Genomic DNA, 21,829 nt, shown 5'->3' on the forward strand with positions numbered 1-21,829 from the left:
TGATCAGAGCCGCCAGTCACCTAAAAGTTCGATTTATTCAACAAAGCCGATATCCGGCACAATATCGTAATGCTCAAAGGCAAATAATTTTCCTGTTCGGAACATACCCACCTGTATTTCATCATCAACGATTAATATCCCGCGTTTTTGCATTTCCGGCACAAACTGGCGAAAAAAGTCTTTTGGCGGCACCGTATAACCCCGCCCCTGGCAAAGCTCAAGAAAGAAAGCGCCTATTTCATTACTATTTTCGCTGGCAATACCATAAAAATCATTTTCCATCGCTCGCGAAATCATTTTGCCGCAATAACTGCCGCATTCGCCGGGCTGTTTGTCATAATAGCATTGCCCACAATTGGCGTAAGGAAACATTATCGCCCGATCGGCGAATTCGCCACAGTACTGACGATAACGGTGACTGCTGGACATACCGGACACCGTTAAAGAGCGGCCGTGATGGCCACCCATCAGGGTCGCCACCCGGTTGCGCCCGGTATTCTTACGTACGATTTTCGACGCATCTTCTACCACCAGCGTGCCGCCGACGTTAAACCCCACCCGGCCGCGTAGCCCGGTGCGTTGATAAATCGCTTCGCAGATTTCCTCCGCCAGCAGTATCTTTTCCTCATGCAGATAATCCCCGCTAACTTGCGGCAGCTTGTGCAGTTGGCGATCCACGGCTTGTTCAATTTCACGGTTGCGGTAGCCGAAATTGCAGCTGGAATGCCACATTTGGCTATCCAAATAAATGTTACCGTGAATATCAACCACACGATCGCCCAGACAACTGTCGGCGATAATGGGTCGCGATTGATAATGCACCGTGTCGCCCCAGGACATATATTTATCATCCAGTCGATACAATGCGCTATTTTTTAGCTCCTGCTCACTCAGTTGGGGAACGCTACAGTTCGTCATGACTCATCCTCATCATGAATTTAAATCCGAAAACTGCCATTTGTGTGATTTACGCTTAAAAAAGCAGATTGCATGGCTAATTTTGCGTGAATTAATGGATTTAGCTCCTTGACCAAGATCAACTTTATGCGGCAGGAAATTAAAGACAACAGCAATATATTATTTTCAAAAATTACTTAGCTGAATATTAGTTTTTAATATAAATAACGATGAATATTATTATGGGATAGCTGATGACAAAGGCGAAGAGAATATTGGTTTTTGTCGCGACATGAGATATTGCCTCTGTTAACGGATAGCGTTCACGACAGGATTGCCTGACTTCCCGTCCTTGGGGGCCGGCAATCGCCGGGGGCAGCAAAGGCAGCGGCGGCAGCACCGATGGGTTGGGCGCCATTGAAGGGCCCATGACAGAGCCCGCCGAGGCGGACGCCCAGACTTGCGGCGGCGGGCGTGAAACGGGCGGTTATTCGACGTCGTAGCCCAGATTCTGCCCCAGCCAGCGTTCTATTTCTTCCAGCGCCAGCCCTTTGCGTATCGCATAATCCTCTACCTGGTCGCGCTGGATCTGCGCCACGGCAAAGTATTTGCTGTCAGGATGGCTAAAATACCACCCCGCTACCGACGCCCCCGGCCACATGGCGAACGATTCCGTCAGTTGCATGCCGGTGTGGCGCGTTACCTCCAATAATGACCACAGAGTTTGCTTTTCGGTATGGTCAGGGCAGGCGGGATAGCCTGGCGCCGGCCGGATACCTTGGTAACTTTCGCGTATCAACGCCTCATTGCCCAAATTTTCATTAGCGGCATAGCCCCAGTACACCTTACGCACCCGCTCATGAAGATATTCGGCAAACGCCTCCGCCAGCCGGTCGGCCAGCGCTTTGACCATAATCTTGTTGTAATCATCATGCCGGGCATCAAACTCCGCCGCCAGGCTATCCTCTTCCAGACCGCCGGTGACGGCGAACGCGCCCAAATAGTCTGCTTTGCCGCTGGCTTTCGGCGCCACGAAATCCGCCAGACAATAGTTGGCGAAATCGCTTTTTTCGGTCTGCTGGCGTAGATGATGGGCGACGGCCAGCCGCTCGCGCCGGCTTTCATCGCGATAAATGACGATATCATCGCCCTCCCGGTTGGCGGGAAACAGCCCCACCACGCCGCGCGGCCGCAATAATCCGCCTTCATCCAGCTTGTCCAGCATGGCATTGGCGTCCGCAAACAGCCGCCGGGCCTCTTCGCCCACCACCTCATCTTGCAGGATACGCGGATATTTACTCGCCAGCGACCAGGTCATAAAAGAACGGCGTCCAGTCAATATAATTGCGCAGCGTGCCGACGGTCGCGCTGACCGCCTGCACGATGCACCACCGGCGGCGTGTAGCTCTGCCAGTCCAGCGCCAGCGCATTATCCCGCGCCGCTTCGAGGCTGACCGGCGGGGTGCGCGATTTTTTACGTCCGTGCTGAAGACGTACCGTTTCATATTCGCGGCGGGTGCGCTCCACCAACCCTTCCCGCAAGATCTCAGACAGCAGCGCCGCGACCACACCGACGCTGCGTGAGGCGTTCTGCACGTAAATCGTCGGCCCGCCGTATGGGCTTTGGAGGTGGTCGCGCCGCCGATCAACAGCGGCAGCGTAAACCCCTGACGTTCCATTTCTTTGGCAACGTTGACCATTTCATTCAGCGACGGGGTAATCAATCCCGATAACCCTATGATATCTACTTGCTTTTCGCGCGCGGTCTTGAGAATTTTATCCATCGGAACCATGACGCCGAGATCGATAATGTCATAGTTGTTGCAGGCTAACACCACGCCGACGATATTCTTGCCGATATCGTGTACATCGCCCTTCACGGTCGCCAGCAGAATTTTGCCGGCGGCTTTCAATTCGGTCTTCCCGGCTTGGATATAAGGCTCCAAATAGGCCACCGCCTGTTTCATCACCCGGGCCGATTTCACCACCTGCGGCAAAAACATTTTGCCGGCGCCAAACAGGTCTCCCACCACGTTCATGCCGGCCATTAACGGCCCTTCGATCACTTCGATAGGGCGTGCCGCCTGCTGCCGCGCCTCTTCGGTATCCTGCTCAATGAAGTCGGTAATGCCTTTAACCAGGGCATATTCCAGGCGTTTAGTCACCGCCCATCCGCGCCACTCCGCCTGCTGCGCCGGCGCCTCGCCGTCACCCTTGCTGTCGCGATACGTCTCGGCCAGCGCCAGCAACCGTTCGGTTCCGTCTACGCGCCGATTCAGCACCACCTCTTCCACCCGCTCGCGCAGCTCTTGCGGCAAATCGTCATAGATCGCTAATTGGCCGGCGTTGACAATGCCCATATCGAGGCCGTTGCGAATAGCATGATAAAGAAACACTGCATGAATCGCTTCACGTACCGGCTCGTTGCCGCGAAACGAGAATGAAACATTGGAAACACCGCCGGAAATGAGCGCATGGGGTAGTTCCACTTTAATATCCGCGCAGGCGCCAATAAAATCCTGAGCGTAGTTATTATGTTCTTCGATACCGGTGGCGACGGCGAAAATATTCGGATCAAAAATGATATCTTCCGGCGGAAAATCCAGCGTCTCGGTCAAAAGCCGGTAGGCGCGGCGGCAGATCTCGATTTTACGTGCCCGAGTATCGGCCTGGCCCTGTTCGTCAAACGCCATTACCACCAAAGCGGCGCCATAGCGCCGTACCAGGCGCGCGTGCTGGAGGAACGCCGCCTCTCCCTCCTTCATCGAAATGGAGTTAACGATGCCCTTACCCTGAATACATTTCAGCCCCTGCTCGATCACCTGCCATTTGGAGGAGTCGATCATGATCGGCACGCGGGCGATATCCGGCTCGCCGGCAATCAGATGGAAAAAGCGCACCATGGCCGCCTCGGCGTCCAGCATGCCCTCATCCATATTGATGTCGATGATCTGCGCACCACTCTCCACCTGCTGGCGCGCCACCGCCAGCGCCTCGTTGTATTTCTCTTCTTTGATCAAGCGCTTGAAACGCGCCGAGCCGGTGACATTGGTACGCTCGCCGACGTTAACGAACAGTGACGCCGCCGTAATATTCAGCGGCTCCAGCCCCGCCAGCCGGCAGGCGACTGGCAGCGGGCGCGGCGCCACCCCCTCCACGGCGTGGACCAAGGCGGGGATATGCGCCGGCGTCGTGCCGCAGCAGCCGACGACGATATTCAGTAAGCCGGCGTGGGCCCATTCACCAATATGGCGCGCCATCACCTGCGCGCCCAGGTCATATTCGCCGAACGCATTGGGCAGGCCAGCATTGGGGTGGGCGCTGACGTAGCAATCGGCGATGCGCGACAGTTCCGCCACATATTGGCGCAATTCATCAGGGCCCAACGCGCAGTTTAGACCGAACGACAGCGGCCGCGCGTGACGCAGCGAGTTGTAAAACGCTTCGGTGGTCTGCCCGGAAAGCGTACGCCCGGAGGCATCGGTAATGGTGCCCGAAATCATCACCGGCAGGGTGATCCCCAGCGCCTCAAATTCCATTTCCAGCGCAAATACGGCCGCCTTGGCGTTAAGGGTGTCGAAGATGGTTTCCACCATAATCAGATCGACGCCGCCTTCGATCAGCGCTCGGCCACTCTGACTGTAAGCATTTACTAACTGATCAAAGTCGATATTACGGTAGGCGGGATCGTTCACATCCGGCGATATCGAAGCCGTGCGGTTGGTTGGGCCTAATACGCCCGCGACATATCGCGGCTTTTCCGGGGTACGCGCGCTCCAGGCGTCTGCGCGCTCTCGCGCCAGACGGGCGGCGGCGAAGTTAATTTCGCTGGCCAGCGACGCCATCTGATAATCAGCCATCGCGATAGTGGTGGCGTTAAAGGTATTGGTTTCAAGAATATCGGCGCCGGCGGCGAGATATACATCATGGATGGCGCTGACGACATCAGGCTTACCCAGCACCATCAGATCATTGATTGCCTTTCACATCGCACGGCCAGTCCGCGAAACGTTGCCCGCGATAAGCCGCTTCTTGCAGTTGATAACTCGCTTTGTTGAATAAATCCGAAATTTGTGACGACTTCCTCCCTATCAGGGCGATTGTTACATGATGCGGACGCTGTTTGGCATTCCTAACAGTGTGATCCGGTTAAGTGCTTTAACCATTGCCATTGCCTCACCTACCTGCGCGTCATAGTCATGCAGACTCAGATGACCACCCAGAAGTGTTTTAAACCGGAACATGGCCGTTTCAGCCAGTGAACGCCGGTGATAACCTACTTTCTTTTTCCAGGTATCGTTATTGCCCCTCAGATGCTGATTTGCCACCGCATGGTTACGCTCATGGTATCGAGCTGGCCAATATTGTGCACCACTTCGCGGTGGGATAAGCGGCTTTATTTTTTTCCTCAGCAGAGCATCATGACAGTAACGCGTATCGTAAGCACTGTCAGCCGACGCTTCCCTGATTTTCCGGTGGGTTTGGTTAATCAGCCCGGGCAGCGCCTGCGCATCTGTCGTACCGCTTAGCGATAAATCGGCACAGATAATTTCATGTGTCACGCTATCTACTGCCAGATGAAGCTTGCGCCATACTCTGCGTCTCTCAGCCCCATGCTGCCTGACTTTCCATTCGCCTTCGCCGAAGACTTTCAGGCCGGTGCCATCGATGACCAGGTGTGAGATTTCGCCGCGGGTTGGCGTTTTTATGCTGATGTCGACGGTTTTTGCTCGCCGGCTGACCAGAGAGTAATCTGGGCAGCGCAGCGACAGCCCCATCAGTTTAAAAATCGAGTCAACGAAACCCTGTAACGCCCGGAGCGAAAGGTTAAACACGCGCTTTATCATCAGAACCGTGGTAATGGCCATATCGGTGTAGTGAAGCGGCCGGCCACGATGTTCAGGTGGTGTACTCTCAGTCCATGCAGCAATGGCTGACTCATCAAGCCATACTGTCAGGTCCCCCCGCTGCCTGAGCGCATTGTTATATGCGGGCCAGTTGGTGATTTTAAACTTTTGCTTTGCCATGGGGACCTGATGTTGAAACGAATGTAGTGATCAGAGCCGCCAGTCACCTAAAAGTTCGATTTATTCAACAAAGCCTTGATAACTCTGAATCATGGTGCCCATGCCGCCATCCAGCACCATTATCCGTCGCGCCCAGTTCGTTTGTCCGATTCGTCACGATGATCTCATTTGCCGCCATGTAAGCGTCATTCCGCCTGAAACAGAGCAACATCCTAGCACAGGTTGGTATTGAACCCAGTTGTCGCCTAACAAGACTTTTTTCCTTCCGCGGCGGCGTTGTTTAACGTTTTGTTAAGGGGGCGGGACATAATGTTTTAATGAGGCTTAAATATTTGATGTTGATCACAGTTAAACATTTATTACGCCATAAAGGTTGTAACCTCATGAAAAGCGCGCACAATGTTCCCGGTAACATCATTGTGTTACATATTATTGTTCACGGAGCTACGTCCATGACTACCCAAACTCAAAATCATATTTTCGTCCTGATGGGCGTGTCGGGCAGCGGCAAATCCGTTGTGGCTACCGCCCTGTCCCGTGAGCTGTCCGCTGCTTTTCTTGACGGAGATTTCCTCCATCCGCGCGCCAACATTGAAAAAATGTCCGCTGGCCATGCGCTGAATGACGATGACCGCGCCCCGTGGCTGAGCGCCATCAATGACGCTGCTTTCGCGATGCAGCGGACCAACGCTATTTCCATTATTGTCTGTTCATCGCTGAAAAAGCACTATCGTGACCGATTACGTAAGGGGAATCCCAATCTGTCGTTCATTTATATGCAGGGCAGCTTTGACGTGATTGAAGCGCGCATGAAGGCCCGGAAAGGACACTTCTTTAAACAGCAGATGCTGATAACACAATTTGAGACATTGGAAGAGCCGGGGAGCGACGAACCGGACGTGCACACTATCAATGTCGATCAGCCGCTGGAAGGCGTCGTTGCCGATACCGTGGCCTGGATCCGCACCGCTACCGCTGGTTAAGCCGCCGTCGGGGTTGTGTTAAGGCGCGTGGCCAACCGCGGCGGCGCGCATATAAGGAACGCCAGCCCTCATGTTGGTTGTTGCAAAGTCCATCACGGAGGTGGGCTCTATTCCATTCGGGTGCCAAACCGAATGCAGATTACCGTTAAAGATAAACGCGGTGATCGCCGCGCAGCAGCGTCCCGCACGCGGGTAAAGCGACCCTGCTTCAACTGAATCGTTTAAAGGAATATCACCCGCGTCCCGACATGAGGCCTTCGCCATGGGAGGCGCGGTTAATAATAACAAACGGTACTACCATATTGTCATTTGACCTTCTCAGCCAGTTTCAGGGACAAAGGGGATGACGCGGTATTAAATGAGGAATGTATGAACGGAGCCTGTTTAGAAATTTGTGTATTTGCCTGATTTTGATATGTTCAATCCAACATCAAAAACAGGTTAATTTATGGACGAAAAACAGTTGCAGGCTCTGGCTAACGAACTGGCCAAAAATCTCAAAACCCCTGAAGATCTCAGTCACTTCGATCGGCTGCTGAAAAAAATTAGCGTCGAAGCAGCTCTCAATGCCGAAATGACCCATCACCTCGGCTACGATAAAAATCAGCCTAAACCGGGGACCAACGCCCGCAACGGCTATTCCACAAAAACCGTTACCACTGGCGATGGCCCGCTGGCGCTGCGTACTCCGCGCGATCGTGACGGTTCCTTTGAACCGCAACTGGTGAAGAAGAACCAGACCCGGATTACCGGGATGGATAACCAGATTTTATCGTTGTACGCCAAAGGGATGACCACCCGCGAGATCGCCGCCGTGTTCAAAGAGCTGTATGATGCCGATGTCTCGCCGGCGCTGGTCTCAAAGGTCACCGATGCGGTCATGGAGCAGGTTGTCGAATGGCAAAACCGGCCTCTGGATGCAGTCTATTCCATTGTTTATCTTGACTGTATCGTTCTAAAAGTCCGGCAGGACAGCCGCATCATCAACAAATCTGTGTTCCTGGCGCTGGGCATCAACATCGAAGGCCAGAAAGAGTTGCTAGGTATGTGGCTGGCCGAAAATGAAGGCGCAAAGTTCTGGCTGAACGTGCTGACAGAGCTGAAAAACCGCGGCCTGAACGATATCCTTATCGCCTGCGTAGACGGGCTGAAAGGTTTCCCTGACGCTATTAACGCGGTGTATCCGGAGGCGCGGCTCCAGCTGTGTATCGTACATATGGTGCGCAACAGCCTGCGGTTCGTCTCCTGGAAGGACTACAAGGCCGTCACCCGCGACCTGAAAGCTATCTATCAGGCCCCTACGGAAGAAGCCGGCTTGCAGGCGCTGGAAGCGTTCTCCAGTGCCTGGGACATCCGCTACCCGCAAATAAGTCGAAGCTGGCAGGCAAACTGGGCCAATCTGGCCACGTTCTTTGCCTACCCAACGGACATCCGCAAGGTGATCTACACGACCAACGCCATCGAGTCGTTAAACAGCGTGATCCGGCATGCCATCAAAAAGCGCAAGGTGTTCCCGACCGACGACGCAGTGAAAAAGGTGGTGTGGCTGACGATACAGGCGGCCTCACAGAAATGGACAATGCCTTTGAGGGACTGGCGCATGGCAACGAGCCGCTTTATTATCGAGTTCGGTGACCGCCTGGACGGTCACTTCTGAGAAAAGGCATTTACACAGAATCGTGTACAGGGTCTATGAACGCCACTCTGCACGCGTAACCCAACGCATTATCGACCGCTCATGCGTCAGCCGCGATGCCTACTTGACCCGCATTGAGGCCGCGCGCAGCCAGACCGTCCATCGCGCGCAGCTGGCCTGCGGTAATCTAGCGCACGGCTTCGCCGCCTGCCAGCCTGGCGATAAGGCCGCGCTGAAAAGCCTGACCCACAGCGATATCGCCATCATCAACGCCTACAACGATATGCTTTCCGCCCATCAGCCATACGAGCATTACCCGCAGCGAATCAAACAAGCGTTGCAGAGCGTTGGCGCGGTAGGCCAGGTGGCCGCAGGCGTGCCGGCTATGTGCGATGGCGTTACTCAGGGCCAGGATGGTATGGAGCTATCGTTGATGAGCCGCGAAATCATCGCCATGTCGGCGGCCATTGGCCTGTTGCAGATTCCGACGTATCCGATCAGCTGTTCCGGCGACATCCGATCAGTTATTCCGATATTTTCCGATCATCCATTCCAGTGATATTCGATCACGTGTTCGCTCATCTTCTGACTCGAGTTTAGTCTATTTTTCCTGTGCTGGCTACTCCTTGCTCTTTGCGTAGTGATTCGCCTTTAAGTTCCAGTCTATAGCTGGGGTGTACTAACCGATCGAGTAACGCGTCAGCTGTCGTGGGGTTTTCTATCAGTCCATACCATTTTTTCACCGGCAGTTGACTGATCAGGATGCTGCTGCTTTTGTCGTAGCGATCTTCCATCACCTCCAACAGCATCGTTGCCTGCATCGGACTTATTGATTCTAGGCCCACGTCGTCCAAGATCAGTAACTCTATTTTTTCTAACTGCTTAAGCTGTTTTAGATAGGTCCTGTCTACCTGACACTGGTGAAGATGGGCCAGCAACCGACCCACTCGCCAGTAACGCACGCTATATTGCTGCCGGCATGCCTGCTCACCAAGCGCACAACTGAGCCAGGTTTTGCCCGTACCTGTCGGCCCCGTGATGAGTATGCTTTTCTGATATTTCAGATATTGTCCCCCTAGCAGATCTCGCATCTGTTCCGGTGTCACTCCTCGGCTAGGGATATAACGGATATCTTCCGGTTTTGCCTGCAAGCGCATTTGCGATTGCCGTCGCATACGGCATATATGGTTGTTTTTTCTATGTAAATTTTTCGCTTCTACCATCAGCGACAACCGCTCCTCGAACCCCAGCTCCCCATAACTCCCCGGGAGTTCACGTTGCGTCTCCAACGCCTGGACCATTGCCGACAACTTCAGCTCTCGCAGAGCCATTAACAGTGTATCCATATTTATTCTCCTTAGTGATAACTGTCCGGACCTCGGAGGTTTTCGTGAACCAGCATTGATACGCCGGCTCCGTTCTGGGTGACCTCACTTTCACGACCGTGTTTCAATACGTTGGCTATGAAAGAGCGGTTAATGCACCCTTTTTCCAACGCCAGCGCGCAGGCCTTCTCCAGTCGCGTCGTCTTATAGCGCCGTTGCAGATTGTTGCAGATTGAGTAGCCCCAGCACGGAGCGGTAAGCCTGCTCCGGATGGGCTTTGCTCTTTTGGATGGACTCGACCACTTTCAGTGTGCACACACCCACCGATAGCGCCCAACTGCACAGCCTTTCCGGCGTCCACTGACTCTGCCCCTTATGGTTAGCCGGCATGTGCGCCGCCTGAGTCGTGTGCCTATAGGCGTTATCGCTGCGAGGGTGCGTAGCCACGCAGACGCCCTTATGGTGGATTTGCACCAGCCGTTGGGTGGCGATGACGTCAACGCGCTCGCCAACCAGCGGATGCGGCACCGAGTACCAGTTTTTGCCGTAGTCTATGTGATAATCAGGTCCCACTCGGGCAACGAGATACTAACTGTATTCCCATTGTGTGGGCGGTAGAGGCCCAAGAGCCGGTTTGTCCAGCTGCTCGAAGCGTTCAAGGCGACTTTGTCCGCCGTAATGACGCATCGGGCGCAGATTCAACTTATGATTGAGTTCTCGTATCACCTGGTTGAGTTCGGCCAGCGAGTAGAACCTACGTTTACGCAACCGGGCCAAAACCCAGCGTTCTACCAGCTGCACAGTTGATTCTGCCTTCGCCTTGTCTTTCGGTTTTCTCGGGCGCGCCGGTAGCACCACTGTCTCATAGTGATTTGCCAGCGCCTGGTAGCTCTGGTTTATGACCGGCTCATAGCGGTCAGGGGTGCTGACAGCGCTGCGCAGATTATCAGGTATCATCAGCTCCGGAACCCCACCCATGAAGTGCAGGCAGCGGCTATTGGCGTTGAGCCACGATGCCATGTCCTGGCCTTCGTAGGCTTCGATATACGCATAGCCTGACACGCCCATGGCAGCGACGAAGATAGCGACCTGGCGTACGCTACCGGTCGCAGGGTTGACGATAGGTACGGTGGGGCCACAGAAGTCGATGAAGAGCTTTTCGCCAGCCTTGTGCTCCATGCGCATGGAACGCCGCTGCTTCTTTTTCCAGTCACGGAACAGTGCACAAAACTGTGAGTAACCGAGGGCATCACCGCCCACGGCGGACTGATATTCCATCCAGAGCAGCTGCTTGGTCATGCCCTTGCGGCTTAACTCGGTATCGATATCAAGCCAGCTGGGTAAAGTATTGATAACTTTTCCGGATTTGCCGGGATAGAGCAGGCGGTCGAGGTCGACGGGGGACAGTTCCGCCGGCAATGGCCAGACCAGGTTAGCTACCGTGAATCGGCCGAGGATATCGTGCACGGTAGTACAGCCTATGCCGAGCGCTGCTGCGATAGTGCGATTCGAGCGACGCTGCTCGAATTTCATACGTAACACATTAATATAGATGCACATTTCCGTTCTCGCTTTCTTCTTTTTACGTGCCATGCCCCCGGAAGCTAAAAGTCTCCAGAGTATGGCGGAACAGAAGATGAGCGATCGGACAGAATCGGAATCAGTGATCGGATGTAACCGGAACCAGCAGCCGGCGCAGAGAATGGGTGCAATAGCATGATAATCAACATTATCCGGGAGAATGCCGACATAATCGGCGTCAGCCAGGCAATATTCAGCAAAACAGCCGTTAACAGAATAACCCTAATTCTACTGTCGGGGGCAAAGGGTTTCCCACCCGTCCAGGCAGTAGTCGCAATGTCCGCACGCCGAATAAAGCCAGGGAACGCCGACGCGATCGCCTTCCTTTAGATGGGTGACACCCGCTCCAATTTTGACGATCTGTCCGACATCCTCATGGCCTGGAATGAATGGAGGAACAGGCTTGACGGGCCAATCTCCTTCTACGGCATGCAGGTCGGTGTGACAAACGCCCGTTGCGGCGATTTTCACCAGCACCTGACCGGGGCCAACGTCAGGAACTGGCACCTGTTCTATCTCCAGGGGTTTGCCAAAGGTTTTCGCGACCGCGGCTTTCATCATCATGAGTAACTCCTTTTGGCATAAACACATGTGAAAAGAAAGGGTTGCGTAGGCAATGCTGGGTTATCTCGCCCGAGCGACTGGTGTGCCGGGAAGATCATCTGCCCTCTTTGGGCTGAAAAGGTATCGCCGGGCGAACCGGCTCGGGGTGATGCCGCAGAAGCGGGAGGAACCGAAGACAGCATGCCTAGCATGATTGTCCCTCGTTAACGCCAGGAAAGAAAAAACCCATCTAATTCAATAATTAATTATTAATTTGATAACAAATTACTTATGTATTCAACAAGGCTGAAGTCCGGGCGCGTCACCGTTTCTGGTCGGCTTAGCGCATTATCGCCGCCGGGGCGAGTCAGTCCTTTACCCCATCGACCCCGACGGCGGGCGGTGGCAAGGTAAGGCTACGTAGCGAAACGCCTAAGGCGCTGCCTGTCTGGGCTATTTCGCCCGCTGCAGACGGGGGGAGGCGAGGCCGTTACGGCGGAGGGTGTTTCACCCTGTGCGGCAAAAGAGGGGCGCCCTTGGCTACCGGTGGCGTTGATAAGCCAAATTTGCAACCTAGGCGGCTTTCGCTCGGCTTCAAAGCGAACGCTTTCGTCCGTTGCTTTTTTAACAATAGTGCAGCAAACGGTCATCGGAAAAACGTCTCCCGTGGTGATTGCCGAAAAAGGGCCGCGCGCCGCTGCGGGGAAAGTATATGAAGATGCTCACTTTTTTTGAGCTAAACCTGTGACCGCCGCACGCGCGGGATGTGATCAATGACTAAAAATGCAATATTAATCGCTATTTCAGCGTATATGCGCTGGTCGTGAACAAGAAGAAAATGATATGTCATAGAGGTTAACCGAGAGTTAACGTCATGCTGCCAAATTCCTCATGAAGAGGCAGTTGTTGACGTAAGGGAGACATTAACCTTTCGCAGAAATGACGAAGGTAAAGGCTTATCTCGGGCACGATCGGCGCTTCGTCGAGAAAAACCTTTTCAAATGCTAATTTAGCGGGATGACGTATGAAAAACCTAAAAGCATCGGAAGCTTCACCCTCGCTAGGGGGCGGGCTTTCCAACCGTCAGGTCACCATGATTTCAATTGCCGGTATTATCGGCGCCGGGTTATTTATCGGCTCCGCTAACGCTATTGCCGTTACCGGCCCTGCAATCCTTATCTCCTATGCTATTGCGGGTCTATTGGTGTTATTGGTGATGCGTATGCTTGGCGAGATGGCCGTCGCTCAACCGGACTCCGGTTCATTTTCCACTTATGCGGCCCGCACGATTGGCCCCTGGGCGGGTTTTACCATCGGCTGGCTTTACTGGTGGTTTTGGGTATTGGTGATCCCCGTTGAAGCCATTGCCGGAGCGGATATATTGCATGCCTGGTTTCCCTCGGTGCCGCCTTGGGCCTACGCGGTAGGCATTATGATGTTATTGACCTTGACCAACCTTTGCCACGTTAGGCATTTTGGCGAATTCGAGTTCTGGCTTTCGCTGGTCAAAGTGCTGGCTATCATCGCGTTTATCGTCATCGGCACGCTGGCGGTGATAGGGTTTTGGCCGTTGGCCGACATCAGTGGCGCGGCGAGGCTGTTCAGTCACGGGGGTTTTCTTCCCAACGGCCCAGAGGCGGTGTTGGGCGGGGTTTTGGTGACGATATTCTCTTTCTTTGGCGCGGAGATTTTGAGTATTGCCGCGGCGGAATCACAGGAGCCGGCAAAGCAAATCCGCAGGTCTACCAACCTGATTATTTACCGGATCGCGCTGTTTTATCTTCTGTCGATTTTTCTCGTGGTCTGCCTGGTTAATTGGGACGATCCGCAGCTTCCCCGTCAGGGAACCTTTCAATATGTTCTCTCGGTGCTCAACATTCCTGGCGCCAAACGGATTATGGATTTTGTGGTGCTGATAGCGGTAAGTAGCTGTATGAACTCCGCTCTCTATACCGCTTCGCGCATGTTTTATGCGCTGGCCTGTCGGGGAGATGCACCTGCGGCGGGTAAGCGGGTTTCTCGCCATGGCACGCCGCGCATTGCGGTGCTGGCCTCTACCTTGGCCGGGTTTTTGGGTTGCCTGGCCAATTATCTGTTTCCCGGTAAAGTGTTCGGCTTTCTGCTCTCCAGCACTGGCGCGGTAGCGCTGCTGGTGTATTTGGTGATCGCAATATCGCAACTGCGGATGCGCGGCATCTTGGAGCGGCAAGGGCAGCCGCCCCAGTTCAAAATGTGGTTGTTCCCCTGGCTTAACTGGCTGTGCATCGGCATTATCGCCACCGTGCTGGGTTACATGGCTTGCGCGCCCCTCTACCGTTATGAAGCGTTGATGACGGGTGCCGTGGCGCTGATTGTCTTTTTGCTCAGCCTGATGGTTACCCGCCATCGCAACGTCGCAAGCGTTACCAGGCTGACGCCGGCGCGGGAGATGGATATTGAGGCCACCCGGCTATAAGGAAGGGCGCGCACGCTGCCGATAAAGCAACACCCCGTCGCCGCGTTAATGCGGTCGAAGAGGAGGGCGAAGCATAATGCGCGTGCAGTGGCGAGAGGGAAGATGCGACATCGCTACGCTACGGGTCATGTTGCGGCGCCGGCACATTAAAGTTATGACGATGTGGCGGTAACAACAAGATGGAATTGCTAGCGTCGGCAAGGTTCGCGGGGTTTTGCGCGGGTAAAATAGTGCCGCAGCAGTGTAAAACAAAAATGGATGTGCAATTTCCCCGCCGGTAATCGCGTAAGCGCCAATGTCCGTGTCGATTCGCCGTTACCGTCCCATCGCTTAGCTTGAAAGAGGTTGTGTTATGAGTTCCCTTTCCTATGTTTCTACAGATAACAATTCTGCGTGGTCCACTTTTCTGGCGCAGGTGGAGCGCGTGCTCCCCTATTTGGGCGACCTGGCCCTCTGGGCAGACACGTTGCGCCATCCTAAACGCGCGCTGATAGTGGATATTCCCCTGGAAATGGATGACGGCACCATCCGTCATTTTGAAGGTTTTCGAGTGCAGCACAATTTATCGCGCGGGCCGGGTAAAGGCGGCGTGCGGTTCCATCCCGATGTCACTTTGGAAGAGGTGATGGCGTTGTCGGCGTGGATGACGGTGAAAAGCGCCGCGCTGAATTTGCCTTTCGGCGGGGCGAAGGGGGGGATTCGCGTCGATCCGCGCGAGCTCTCGGAAAAGGAGCTGGAGCGTCTGACCCGACGCTACACTAGCGAAATCGGTACCATTATCGGACCGCAGCAGGATATCCCGGCGCCGGACGTCGGCACCAATGCGCAGGTCATGGCGTGGATGATGGATACCTACTCCATGAATATTGGCGCCACCACCACCGGCGTTGTCACCGGTAAACCAATCCATTTAGGCGGCTCCCTTGGGCGGGTGAACGCGACCGGCCGTGGCGTGTTTGTTACCGGCAGCAGCGCGGCGGATCGCATCGGCTTAACGGTACCGGACTGCCGCGTGGCAATCCAAGGATTCGGCAATGTCGGCAGCGTCGCGGCCGGGCTGTTTCATCGCGCAGGGGCCAAAGTGGTGGCGGTGCAGGATCATAGCGCCACATTGTTTGAGGCCCGCGGGCTGGATATTCCAGCATTGGCGGACTATCAACGGCAGCATGGCGCTATTGCCGGTTTTGCCGGGGGGACGCCATTGAAGGAGGACGAATTCTGGCACCAGGAGTACGACATTTTTGTGCCCGCCGCGCTGGAAGGCGTGATCACGCCCGAACGCGCCCGCGCGCTGCAATGCCGTCTGGTACTGGAGGGCGCCAATGGCCCTACGCTGCCGGGTGCGGATGATATTCTACGCCAGCGTGCCATAACGGTAGTGCCGGATGTGATTTGCAATGCGGGCGGCGTGACGGTGAGTTATTTTGAATGGGTACAGGATTTCTCCAGTTTCTTTTGGAGCGAGCAGGAAATCAATGACCGTCTGGATCGCATCATGCGCGAGGCGCTGGAGGCGGTGTGGCAGAAAGCGGATGCGCTGGATGTAACGCTGCGCACCGCCGCTTACGCCATCGCCTGCGAGCGGATATTGATGGCGCGCCGCGAGCGCGGGCTGTATCCCTAACCCAGTGCCGTCCGCCGCCGCCACCTAGGCCATCGCCTTCAACCACATATTTTTCCACCAGCTTATGCTCTTCCTGATAAAGCTTCTCGACGTTGGCCAGGAAGCGGGTGCCAATCGCCCGCGCCAGCGCATCCTGCCCGTAATAGCCAAGGCCTTGTACGGCAACCCATTGCAGTGGCGCCCAACCGTTTGGGGCGTCCCATTGCTGCCCATTATTAACCGTGGTGGTGACCAGTCCGCCGGGTTTAAGTAACAGATTGCGCACGGTCGCGGCAACTCGACCGGCGCGATCTTGCGGCGCTATTTTTACCCATAGGGGAAATACCGTGGCGGCGGTGACCGGGCGGGTGATCTGCCGCCGTTGCCAATCATAATCGGTGTAGTAGCCGTCCTGCTCATTCCATAAATAGTGATTGATCGCCTGCCGGCGCTGTTGCGCCAACTGCGTATAGCGGGCGGCATCCTGATGGGCGTAGAGCGCCTTGCTGCCCTCGGCCAGCGGGGTTTCCAGGTGATAAAGCAGTGCGTTTAGATCCACCGGCACCAGCGCGGTGGTACGGATAGTGGACAGGTCGTTAGGATCGCGTAGCCAGCGAAAGCTGAAATCCCATCTCGAAGCGGCGCCGGCGCGCAAATCGCGATAGACGCTGGCCGCGCTTCGGCCCTGTGCTTTGGCGGCGGTTGCGATATCTTCGCTATAGGATTCGGTACGCGGCACGTCACGGTCGTCCCAATAAGCGATTGAGCAGGCTGCCGTCATCCAAACGCACAACGCGCTCGCTTGCCTCTCCCGGCGGCAGTTGTGCGCTGCCCTGCATCCAGTAGGCATACTCTTGCTTCAACTCGGGTAGGTAACGGGCATAAACGCCGGAGCCCTGGTGCTGCGCCAGTAACGTTACCATGAACGAGAAAAACGGCGGCTGCGAACGGCTCAGATAGTAACTGCGGTTGCTGTTAGGGATATGTCCATAGGCGTCTATTTCATGGGCGAAGCTATCGGTCATATTTTTCACCAGCGTCCACTGCCCGCTTTCCTCCAGCCCCAGCATGGTGAAATAACTGTCCCAATAATAGACTTCGCGAAACCGTCCTCCGGGCACGACGTAGCTTTCCGGCAGCGGTAATAAGGAATCATAAGGACGCACCGTATCCGTTTTACGGGTCAATATCGGCCAAAGTCCGTCGATATACTGGCGTAGGCTTTGGCCGGCAGGCGGTTGCCAGCCTTTACTTGCTGCCGGCAGGTCGAAGCGTGCCTCGACGAAGCGTTTAAGATCGAATCCCGCCTGCTGGTATTGCTGGCGGTAAGCGGCAAGGATGGCGGCCGGCGCCTGACGCGGCACCGCGTCGGCGAACGTTTTTTGATCGGGGTAGAGTTTGGCTCGTTGCACTACGTCAAAGAGCGGGCCGAAAAGCGTGTCCGGCGGCTGCGGCGCAGAGCCTAGGCACAGCGCCAGGACAAATGATAACAGGGCGGGTTTGCAACCGTGGATGTAGTCGGCCAGCATGTTCAACTCCGTTGTCAACATCGGCAGCGTGAGTTGCCGGTAAGGAAACATAACGAATGCGGACAGGCAGGGAATGTCGCGCGATTCAACCTATTGTTTAGTTAATGACTAGTTAACCATAGACGGATATGTCGCCTGACTGGAAACTTAGTGGAAAGTAATGCGACAAACGTCATCATCGAAAGGGAGATTTTGCTGGCGGGTTAACGCTTACCCCGCCATGACGCAGCAAGCCCGGCGCCAAGACAAGGCGATTTAACTTGCCAAGGCGGCTAACATACGGCCGCCTGGGCCGTCGCCCCGTCGGGCGGCGCCGAAGGCTCTTGTAGGGTTAAATCAAGGAAGGGTGAATAGCGAACGGCTAATACCTGGCCCATACGCGGCCCGGGGTGGCCTGCACACGGGCCTATTGCCGTTAACAGGATTTGGGAGCCTGTTTCAGAATGTACCAGCGCGGCCTGCTCCCGGTCTGCGGGTACCGTGCAGTTGCGCCATTGCCAGACGCATAATGTCCAAAAAACGCAACAGGCGCGCCGGATAGAAACTGGCCTGCGGGTAGACCAGATAGACCGGCAGCGGCAGGCTCTGCCAAATCGGGCGCCAGGTGCAGCAGACGATCCTGGCGAATGTCCTCAAGGACAATCCAGGTAGAGACCAGCGCGGCGCCAAAGCCGGCCAATGCGCCATTACGAATCGCGTAAAGGCTGTCGGTAATCAGGCGCGGCTGAATGGCGAATCGATGCATCTTGCCGTCGGCTTGACGGCTTAACGCGACCTCATTGAGGTAAAAGGTACTTAGCGCCAGCCAGGGCAACGCGTGCAGCTCCGCGGCCGTGGCGGGAGGCGCGCGCCCTGCCAGCAGCGACGGCGCCGCCACGACGATGCGCGGCACCTCCGCCAACTGAATGGCGACGACCGAAGGATCGATGACGCTGCCCACCTGAATCGCGCAATCTATACTCTCTGCGATGAAGTCCGGGCGGCGATCGTTGAGCATCCACTGGACCGTCATGGCGGGAAAGCGGCGGAGATACGCCAGCAATGGCGTGATAAGTTGTTCCTGGCCGAAGGCGTGCGGCGCCAGGACGCGCAATACGCCGCGCGGCTCCTCGGTGGCGCCGCGCAAATCTTGTTCAATCCCTTGCCAATTATCCAGCAGCGCTTTGGCATGGGTGTAACAACGCTGGCCGTCGTCGGTCAGCGTCATCACGTGAGTCGTTCGTTGCAGTAACTTCAACCCCAGGGCGCGTTCCAGCGCCTGTAGCCGACGGCTGACGGTAGGTTGACTGGTGCCCAGCTGTGCGGTGGCAGCCGACAGGCTGCCCGCGTCGACGATGCGGACGAAGGTTTCCATCAGCGCGATGCGGTCGATGCCGGATAATGAGAACTGGTTCATACATATAACGTATAACAGTTTTACTCTGTCGGTTACTACCCGGCGTCGCTTTCCCAGGCAATAATCCCGCCTGGTTACCCGTTTAGGAAAAAAGATTATGTCCATAGTACCCAAGGGAACGCCCATTGCTTTCCATACGCCACATGTACTAACGCCGGCCATTGTCATGATAATGGCCGGCGGGGCGGGTTTGAGCGTGGCGTCGATTTACTATAGTCAGCCGATGCTGGGCATTTTAGGCGCCGATATGCAGGCTGCAGATTCCGACGTATCCGATCAGCTGTTCCGGCGACATCCGATCAGTTATTCCGATATTTTCCGATCACCCATTCCAGTGATATTCGATCACGTGTTCGCTCATCTTCTGACACGGGTTTAGTCTATTTTTCCTGTGCTGACTACTCCTTGCTCTTTGCGTAGTGATTCGCCTTTAAGTTCCAGTCTATAGCTGGGGTGTACTAACCGATCGAGTAACGCGTCAGCTGTCGTGGGGTTTTCTATCAGTCCATACCATTTTTTCACCGGCAGTTGACTGATCAGGATGCTGCTGCTTTTGTCGTAGCGATCTTCCATCACCTCCAACAGCATCGTTGCCTGCATCGGACTTATTGATTCTAGGCCCACGTCGTCCAAGATCAGTAACTCTATTTTTTCTAACTGCTTAAGCTGTTTTAGATAGGTCCCGTCTACCTGACACTGGTGAAGATGGGCCAGCAACCTACCCACTCGCCAGTAACGCACGCTATATTGCTGCCGGCATGCCTGCTCACCAAGCGCACAACTGAGCCAGGTTTTGCCCGTACCTGTCGGCCCCGTGATGAGTATGCTTTTCTGATATTTCAGATATTGTCCCCCTAGCAGATCTCGCATCTGTTCCGGTGTCACTCCTCGGCTAGGGATATAACGGATATCTTCCGGTTTTGCCTGCAAGCGCATTTGCGATTGCCGTCGCATACGGCATATATGGTTGTTTTTTCTATGCAAATTTTCCGCTTCTACCATCAGCGACAACCGCTCCTCGAACCCCAGCTCCCCATAACTCCCCGGGAGTTCGCGTTGCGTCTCCAACGCCTGGACCATTGCCGACAACTTCAGCTCTCGCAGAGCCATTAACAGTGTATCCATATTTATTCTCCTTGTAGCGATGCAAAATATTTTGGACTAATTTGCAAGCAATTCTGGACTCCTTTAAACCACTAAAAAGTGGCCATTTTGGACAGTCCAGAATTGTTTGCAAAAAGGAAATCAGGCGAAATTGCGAATGATCAACTCGCGTCTGCTATGAGGGTTGTTGCCTAATGAGTATTTTAGGTCAACAACGTCGATATGAAGGTTTTTGAAGATGCTCCTCATTTCTGGGATATCATTAACTGAAATAACCATTCTTCCTGTTATCGAATGAGCCAGGCTATCAATGATGCTGTATTGCTCTAGGCCAAACGCCACGCCATAGCCTTGAGTCTTCCAGTAAGGTGGATCAAGGTAGAACAATGTATGTGGCCTATCATATTTTTCAATACAAGCCTGCCAACCAAGATGCTCTATGGTTGCCTGAGATAAACGCAGATGAGCCTGTTATAGCTGCTCTTCGATTCTTAGAAGGTTCAATGACTGTGATCGCACAGCGGAAGTACCAAAGTTCTGCCCGCTCACTTTGCCACCAAATGTGAGTTGTTGAAGATAGTAAAACTGGGCGGCTCGCTGTATATCGGTCAGCGTTTGTGGTGGTGTTTCTTTTAGCCAATCAAACAGCTGCCTACTGCTTAAAGCCCACTTAAACTGACGTATAAATTTCTCCAAATGGTACTTAACTGTCATTACCAATTGAAAAGTGATCCACCCTGCTAAGTAAAATAGGCTTTTTTGTTAAAATCAGTGGTTATTAATACGCCATTATGCCGAAGGCATGCGAGGCGCGAAAAGTACTTATAAACGCGCTCTGAAGCTTCTGCGCACCGATACGTGAGCGAAGCGAACTTGTGACTGGCATAGCCCCGGAAACCGCGTCAGCGCCCTGCTTGGCGTTTTTTTCGATGTAGAGATCGCGCATATGGATGCGATTATGACCACTTGTCGAACTGTCTTATAGTTTTCAAATATCCAAGATTATTTTTGTTAGCTTCCTCTTAAAAGAATAGTGATTTAATTAGCAGAGTGGATCAGATTTAAACCGGTGGTGACACTTAACCACCCGATAGAGGTTTATCAAATCGCCATTGATATCGTTCAGCACTTCGACTGTGGATGGTTCCTTGCTGAAAAACAGCGCCGCTCCCCCACAGAATGGTTCAACGTAGCATTTGTGCTCAGGAAAGTACGATAGAAGACGTTTAGCCAGCCGCCGCTTTCCTTCCACCCAAGGTACGATTGGCGTACTCATTAATGCAATCCTCATGCGTTACTATAATTTTTACCGATCAATAATCAGTAATTAATCGTCAAGATAATTATTAGTTGTAACTTGTAGATACTGACTGAGGGGTAGTGGCTATAAGTAATAACACGGGAAGAGAAATATTTTAATTTAAAATCAAAATGTTAACCTGTAATGGCTAAAGAGGTAATCCAGCATTGATTAATCTGTCGGCATAAATATTAAGCTGGGAGTTCCCATAAACGAGTGTATTTAACAATGATGCAAAATACGTTAGGGTAAGGCTGCAGATGAGCTGCAATGAACTGTTTTTTATTATAATTAATTGAAAAATATAGGTTTTTATGAAATACCTCTATGATATCGATGGTCTAAGGGCAATAGCCATCATTTTTGTGCTGACTTTTTATGGCGGATTGACGGTTTTTCCATCAGGTTTTATCGGTGTGGATCGCTTTGTTGAATAAATCCGAAATTTGT

Annotated in this window: 12 protein-coding genes and 7 pseudogenes; 6 read left to right on the top strand and 13 right to left on the bottom strand. The window is 54.0% G+C overall.

Features of this window, described 5'->3' with window-relative positions:
• Positions 1–33: 33 nt before the first annotated feature.
• The 5 genes from SOPEG_RS18830 to SOPEG_RS18845 form a co-directional block, all read right to left on the bottom strand.
• The gene (locus SOPEG_RS18830) at positions 34–918 is read right to left on the bottom strand and encodes an aminotransferase class III-fold pyridoxal phosphate-dependent enzyme (protein WP_025246505.1); all 885 of its coding nucleotides are present in this window, start codon (positions 916–918) and stop codon (positions 34–36) included.
• Positions 919–1,105: 187 nt separating this feature from the next.
• Positions 1,106–1,315, bottom strand: coding sequence for a hypothetical protein (locus SOPEG_RS18835; RefSeq protein ID WP_025246506.1), 210 nt, complete (start codon positions 1,313–1,315; stop codon positions 1,106–1,108).
• Positions 1,316–1,384: 69 nt separating this feature from the next.
• On the bottom strand, positions 1,385–2,215 hold the full coding sequence (locus SOPEG_RS29995) for a vitamin B12 dependent-methionine synthase activation domain-containing protein (protein ID WP_236851556.1): 831 nt from the start codon (positions 2,213–2,215) through the stop codon (positions 1,385–1,387).
• A complete protein-coding gene (gene metH, locus SOPEG_RS18840) occupies positions 2,193–4,862 on the bottom strand; it encodes a methionine synthase (protein WP_236851557.1) in 2,670 nt (889 codons plus the stop codon). The genes SOPEG_RS29995 and metH overlap by 23 nt, the downstream gene beginning before the upstream one ends.
• Positions 4,863–5,000: 138 nt before the next feature.
• The gene (locus SOPEG_RS18845; protein WP_025246358.1) at positions 5,001–5,924 is read right to left on the bottom strand and encodes an IS5-like element ISSoEn1 family transposase; all 924 of its coding nucleotides are present in this window, start codon (positions 5,922–5,924) and stop codon (positions 5,001–5,003) included.
• Positions 5,925–6,376: 452 nt separating this feature from the next.
• On the opposite strand from SOPEG_RS18845, the gene gntK reads away from it, so the two are divergent.
• From gntK to SOPEG_RS18860, 3 genes and pseudogenes are all read left to right on the top strand, one after another.
• The gene (gene gntK, locus SOPEG_RS18850) at positions 6,377–6,907 is read left to right on the top strand and encodes a gluconokinase (protein WP_025246507.1); all 531 of its coding nucleotides are present in this window, start codon (positions 6,377–6,379) and stop codon (positions 6,905–6,907) included.
• A gap of 448 nt (positions 6,908–7,355) precedes the next feature.
• Positions 7,356–8,564: an IS256-like element ISSoEn2 family transposase gene (locus SOPEG_RS18855; RefSeq protein WP_025246508.1), complete on the top strand. Its 1,209-nt coding sequence runs from the start codon at positions 7,356–7,358 to the stop codon at positions 8,562–8,564.
• A gap of 22 nt (positions 8,565–8,586) precedes the next feature.
• Positions 8,587–9,018, top strand: a pseudogene (locus SOPEG_RS18860) (dihydroxy-acid dehydratase domain-containing protein); the annotation flags it as partial.
• Positions 9,019–9,139: 121 nt separating this feature from the next.
• On the opposite strand, the gene istB (SOPEG_RS18865) reads toward SOPEG_RS18860, so the two are convergent.
• The 3 genes and pseudogenes from istB (SOPEG_RS18865) to SOPEG_RS25395 form a co-directional block, all read right to left on the bottom strand.
• Positions 9,140–9,889 carry an IS21-like element ISSoEn3 family helper ATPase IstB gene (gene istB / locus SOPEG_RS18865; RefSeq protein ID WP_025246510.1) on the bottom strand — a complete coding sequence of 250 codons (750 nt, stop codon included), beginning with the start codon at positions 9,887–9,889 and terminating at the stop codon, positions 9,140–9,142.
• Between the two features lie 11 nt (positions 9,890–9,900).
• A pseudogene (istA, locus tag SOPEG_RS25390) lies at positions 9,901–11,461 on the bottom strand (IS21 family transposase).
• A gap of 96 nt (positions 11,462–11,557) precedes the next feature.
• Positions 11,558–12,007 (bottom strand): annotated as a pseudogene (locus tag SOPEG_RS25395) (alcohol dehydrogenase catalytic domain-containing protein); the annotation flags it as partial.
• A gap of 1,009 nt (positions 12,008–13,016) precedes the next feature.
• Here SOPEG_RS25395 and SOPEG_RS18885 point away from each other — a divergent pair.
• Both SOPEG_RS18885 and SOPEG_RS25400 read left to right on the top strand, forming a co-directional pair.
• Entirely contained in the window at positions 13,017–14,447 is a 1,431-nt protein-coding gene (locus SOPEG_RS18885) for an amino acid permease (protein ID WP_025246513.1), read from the top strand.
• A 352-nt stretch (positions 14,448–14,799) separates the two neighbouring features.
• A complete protein-coding gene (locus tag SOPEG_RS25400) occupies positions 14,800–16,071 on the top strand; it encodes a Glu/Leu/Phe/Val family dehydrogenase (RefSeq protein WP_025246514.1) in 1,272 nt (423 codons plus the stop codon).
• A 10-nt stretch (positions 16,072–16,081) separates the two neighbouring features.
• On the opposite strand, the pseudogene treA reads toward SOPEG_RS25400, so the two are convergent.
• The 5 genes and pseudogenes from treA to SOPEG_RS25405 form a co-directional block, all read right to left on the bottom strand.
• Positions 16,082–17,579 (bottom strand): annotated as a pseudogene (treA, locus tag SOPEG_RS18890) (alpha,alpha-trehalase TreA); the annotation flags it as partial.
• A 438-nt stretch (positions 17,580–18,017) separates the two neighbouring features.
• Positions 18,018–18,975: pseudogene (locus SOPEG_RS18895) on the bottom strand (LysR family transcriptional regulator).
• Between the two features lie 375 nt (positions 18,976–19,350).
• Positions 19,351–20,100, bottom strand: a complete 750-nt coding sequence (istB, locus tag SOPEG_RS18905; RefSeq protein ID WP_025246516.1) for an IS21-like element ISSoEn3 family helper ATPase IstB — start codon at positions 20,098–20,100, stop codon at positions 19,351–19,353.
• Between the two features lie 120 nt (positions 20,101–20,220).
• Positions 20,221–20,799, bottom strand: a pseudogene (locus tag SOPEG_RS30000) (DNA adenine methylase); the annotation flags it as partial.
• A 352-nt stretch (positions 20,800–21,151) separates the two neighbouring features.
• Positions 21,152–21,355: pseudogene (locus tag SOPEG_RS25405) on the bottom strand (DNA adenine methylase); the annotation flags it as partial.
• 338 nt (positions 21,356–21,693) lie between these two features.
• Between SOPEG_RS25405 and SOPEG_RS30405 the strand changes: the two are divergent.
• Positions 21,694–21,816, top strand: coding sequence for a hypothetical protein (locus SOPEG_RS30405; protein WP_257720363.1), 123 nt, complete (start codon positions 21,694–21,696; stop codon positions 21,814–21,816).
• Positions 21,817–21,829 lie beyond the last annotated feature (13 nt).

It is taken from the genome of Candidatus Sodalis pierantonius str. SOPE, from assembly GCF_000517405.1.
Classification (GTDB): domain Bacteria; phylum Pseudomonadota; class Gammaproteobacteria; order Enterobacterales; family Enterobacteriaceae; genus Sodalis_C; species Sodalis_C pierantonii.